Below are 3,892 nucleotides of genomic sequence, written 5' to 3'. Positions count from 1 at the left end.
CCTCCCATTCTACCCGTTCTTTTCCAATTCCGACTGCGCACGCGCCGTGCGCAGATAGGACACAAGATGCAGTTTCAGCCGCTGCTCCAGTTCCTTTTTGTTCTGCAACATTTGTTAATGCAACAGCCAACATTCTAACTGGCGACAATAATCCATAAGCAATTTGACCAAGTAATTCGTCTCTTGATGGTAATTTAGCCAATGCTTCAACAGTTGACACGTCAACTCTTCCAGACTCTAGCAATCCACCTTTAATTGATAATTTATCTTTTAATTTTTTCCCAAAATCAAAAATTAATTTAGATGGCGCAACTCCATCTTCATATCCTAATGCGAACGATGTAGTTCCTTCTAATAAATCATCAACATTTGTATCAAATCCCGCTTCTTTCAATGCTATTTTAAACAATCTGTTTTTAGCAACGAAATATTCTACTCCTGCTTCTCTTGCAGTTTTACGAAGTTCAGTATCTTCATTAACACTAATTCCTTTATAATCAACAAATACTACCGCTTTAGCTTCTTTTAATTTTTCAACTAAACTTTTTACTGCTTCTAATTTTGCTTGTGCTGGCAATTTGTTTCACCTCCTTATAATAAAAAGCCTCTGAAACAAAAACAATAAGCCCAGAGGTATCATACTATAAAAATATCTATTATTCTAATATCTATTTGTAATAATATTTACCTCGGTAGGGTTTAAAGAACTTTCATTCTACCTACTGTCTTTGGTTATTATTTATATGATTTATGTGTCACAAATCAATATGTATTATTATACAATAACTTTATAAAAAATGCAAGCATCTTTTAAAAAATTATTTTTAAATCACACATTTATCTAAATTACCGAATAGAAAAAATCTACTCGGTAATATTATTTTTTACTATTCAGCTACAAATGCTCCAGCCAATAATGGATCAATTTTAATTCCAGGTCCCATAGTTAATGAGATTGCAACTGTTCTTAAATATTGTCCTTTTGAAGCTGCTGGTTTTAATTTAATAATTTGATCTAAAGCAACTTTAAAGTTTTCTACGATAGCTTCTTTTGTAAAGTCAACTTTTCCAATTGGTAAGTGAATTGATCCTAATTTATCAACTTTAAACGCAACTTTTCCTTTTTTAAACTCTTGAACTGTTTGTTCAACATTTGTTGTAACTGTTCCTGATTTAGGATTAGGCATTAATCCTTTAGTTCCTAAGATTCTTCCTAATCTACCTAATTTAGGCATCATATCAGGTGTAGCAATTACTAAATCAAAATCTAACCATCCATTTTGAATTTTGTTAATGTATTCATCATCTCCAGCAAAATCTGCTCCTGCAGCTAATGCTTTGTCAATATTTTCTCCACTTGTGATAGCTAAAATTCTTACAGTTTTACCTGTACCATTTGGCAATGAAACTGTACCTCTTACTTGTTGATCAGCATGTCTTGGATCTACTCCCAATCTTATTGCCAACTCTACTGTTTCCACAAATTTAGCACTTTTAGTTTCAAAAACTAATTCCAATGCTTCTTCTGGTGTGTAAACTTTCATTTTATCTACTTTTTGAGAAATGTTATTATATCTTTTTCCTCTTTTTGCCATTTATTATTTCCTCCTCTGTGGTAATTGAATTTACTAAATCTCCCACTTGTTTTACTAATCATTTAATTTTTTTATTATAGAATTATATTATCGGTTATTAAAATTTCTTTTTTATTATTCAGAAATTTTGATTCCCATACTTCTTGCAGTTCCTGCAATAATATTCATAGCTGCTTCAACTGATCCAGCATTTAAGTCTGGCATTTTTGTTTCTGCAATTTCTTGTAATTGAGCTTTTGTTATAGTTCCAGCAACTTCTTTTAAAGAGTTTCCAGCACCTTTTTGAACTTTAGCCGCTTTTTTCAATAAATCTGATGCAGGTGGAGTTTTTAAAACAAAAGTAAAACTTCTATCTGCATAAACAGTAATTTCTACTGGAATTACAAATCCCATTTTATCTTGTGTTTGAGCATTAAATGCTTTACAAAATTCTGCAATATTTACCCCATGTTGTCCTAATGCAGGTCCTACTGGTGGAGCAGGATTCGCTTTCCCCGCTTCTAATTGTAATTTAATCTTTCCGATTACTTCTTTAGCCATTTTTCCTCCTTTGTGGTAATTGAATTTGTTAAATCTCCCACTTTTTCTTTCAAATTAAAATTTCGCTAATTATTATTCTTTAATAATACTTTTGTTTTTCAATTTTATTTTTGACTTTTAATAGTCTATTTTTTCTATTTCAGTATGCTCTACTTCTACTGGCGTTAAACGTCCTAAAACTTCAAGCATAACCTTTACTTTACCGTGTTCGTAGTCAATTTCAGAAATTTCTCCTTGTTGTCCATCAAAAGAACCACTTTTAACGTTAACAACTTCACCAACTTCAAAATTAATATCAAATCTTGGTATTCTTTCTTCACCTTCGACATCAATACCGACTTTAGCAAGCAAATCTGAAGCTTCTTCATCAGACAACGGTATCGGATCACTTCCAACTCCTACAAATCCAGTAACTCCATTGGTATTTCTTATAACATACCAAGCATCACTGTCAACACGATATCCTAATCCTAGCTCATTTTCTTCTCTAACAGAAAGCATTTCTATCATTACGTAACTTGGAAAAAGTTTTCTTGAAACTTTTACTTGTTTACCACGCTTTTCTTCTAGCACCTCTTCTTCAGGAACTAAAATTCTAAAAACTCTATCTGTCAAGTCAAGCGACTCTATTCTTTTTTCAAGATCTGCCGCTACTTTTTTTTCATAGCCAGAATACGTATGAATTATATACCATTTTTTTTCGTATACAATTTCATCTTCAATTTTTTCCTTTGTTTCAGTCACTTTACGCGCCTCCTATAAGATTTTTCAAAATATCACTTATCTTTGCCAGCACAAAATTAAATGCTGTATCAAAAAGTAGTGTATATATCGCTATAAATGCTGTCATAAGAATCACAATTACAGTTACATGATAAACTTCTATTTTATCAGGCCAATATATCTTTTTATATTCTTCACGTAAATTTCCCAAAACTTCTTTTAAATTAAATTTACTCATGATTTTCTCCTAGAATTATTTAGGAATTTAAACAAAACCTAAACACTGACTGTATAATCATTTAACACTTGATTAATCTTTATGATATTAATCAAATTGATACTTTCAAAAAAAAATTCCCATAAAATAAAATGGCAGGCCAGGCAGGAATCGAACCCGCAACTTTCGGTTTTGGAGACCGACGCTCTACCAATTGAACTACTGACCTATCTACTTTTATGAGATTATTTAACTTCTCTGTAAAGAGAATGTCTTTTAAGCACTGGATTGTATTTTCTTAACTCTAATCTTTCAGGATGAGTTTTTTTGTTTTTAGTTGTAACATAATGTCTCAACTTAGTTTCAGTGCATTCTAAAATAACTTGTACTCTCATCGTTTTCTATCCCTCCCAATAAAATATTGGTATTACCAGAATAAACTAGCTCATTTATAATACCATACTCTGTATTTTTTGTCAATACTATTTTCTTTACTTTTTTCTTAAAATTGTATAGATGTCAAACATTTGTTACAAAAATATATAAAAAAACTTTCTTATACATTTCTAATTCCTTAGTACTCCTTAATTTACATTTTATGTACTTATATAAATTTATAAAATTCATTTTTTAAGAAGTTTAACAATTGCTTTACTTAATTTATTTAATCTTCTATTATAATTCCACCAAAACGAACCATATAAAATCTTGGATCATGAAAATTAATTTTTTTCTTAATTTTTCTATTCAATTCTTCTTCTGTTGTTCCTAAAACTTCTATCTCATTTTTTTGATTTATAATAAAATAAATTTTATT

General features: G+C 30.2%; 5 protein-coding genes, 1 tRNA gene, 1 pseudogene and 1 other annotated feature. All 7 genes and pseudogenes read right to left on the bottom strand.

The genetic code is table 11. From position 1 onward, the window contains the following. Positions 1-73: 73 nt before the first annotated feature. Positions 74-577 (bottom strand): annotated as a pseudogene (rplJ, locus tag Q0370_RS06680) (50S ribosomal protein L10); the annotation flags it as partial. A gap of 12 nt (positions 578-589) precedes the next feature. Next, positions 590-750: a sequence feature (ribosomal protein L10 leader region), on the bottom strand. Between the two features lie 137 nt (positions 751-887). After that, positions 888-1,595 (bottom strand): 50S ribosomal protein L1, encoded by a 708-nt coding sequence (gene rplA / locus Q0370_RS06675; RefSeq protein ID WP_147004881.1) that lies wholly within the window; start codon positions 1,593-1,595, stop codon positions 888-890. Positions 1,596-1,709: 114 nt separating this feature from the next. Next, positions 1,710-2,135: a 50S ribosomal protein L11 gene (gene rplK, locus Q0370_RS06670; protein WP_021745199.1), complete on the bottom strand. Its 426-nt coding sequence runs from the start codon at positions 2,133-2,135 to the stop codon at positions 1,710-1,712. A gap of 117 nt (positions 2,136-2,252) precedes the next feature. Next, positions 2,253-2,879 carry a transcription termination/antitermination protein NusG gene (gene nusG / locus Q0370_RS06665; protein WP_299573727.1) on the bottom strand — a complete coding sequence of 209 codons (627 nt, stop codon included), beginning with the start codon at positions 2,877-2,879 and terminating at the stop codon, positions 2,253-2,255. Position 2,880: 1 nt separating this feature from the next. Beyond that, on the bottom strand, positions 2,881-3,096 hold the full coding sequence (secE, locus tag Q0370_RS06660) for a preprotein translocase subunit SecE (protein WP_299573724.1): 216 nt from the start codon (positions 3,094-3,096) through the stop codon (positions 2,881-2,883). 132 nt (positions 3,097-3,228) lie between these two features. Then, positions 3,229-3,304, bottom strand: a tRNA-Trp gene (locus tag Q0370_RS06655). Between the two features lie 16 nt (positions 3,305-3,320). Beyond that, positions 3,321-3,470 (bottom strand): 50S ribosomal protein L33, encoded by a 150-nt coding sequence (gene rpmG, locus Q0370_RS06650; protein WP_021745196.1) that lies wholly within the window; start codon positions 3,468-3,470, stop codon positions 3,321-3,323. Positions 3,471-3,892: the final 422 nt, after the last annotated feature.

Origin of the sequence: uncultured Leptotrichia sp., assembly GCF_938036635.1 — a bacterium.
Lineage (GTDB): Bacteria > Fusobacteriota > Fusobacteriia > Fusobacteriales > Leptotrichiaceae > Leptotrichia > Leptotrichia hongkongensis.
The sequence above is the reverse complement of the archived record's forward strand: the minus strand, read 5'-3'. Positions and strand labels throughout refer to the sequence as shown.

Bases quoted from the DNA above. Each gene is read 5' to 3' on its own strand.
- rplK (WP_021745199.1), bottom strand. From the start codon at position 2,135: ATGGCTAAAGAAGTAATCGGAAAGATTAAATTACAATTAGAAGCGGGG.
- rplA (WP_147004881.1), bottom strand. From the start codon at position 1,595: ATGGCAAAAAGAGGAAAAAGATATAATAACATTTCTCAAAAAGTAGAT.
- rpmG (WP_021745196.1), bottom strand. From the start codon at position 3,470: ATGAGAGTACAAGTTATTTTAGAATGCACTGAAACTAAGTTGAGACAT.
- secE (WP_299573724.1), bottom strand. From the start codon at position 3,096: ATGAGTAAATTTAATTTAAAAGAAGTTTTGGGAAATTTACGTGAAGAA.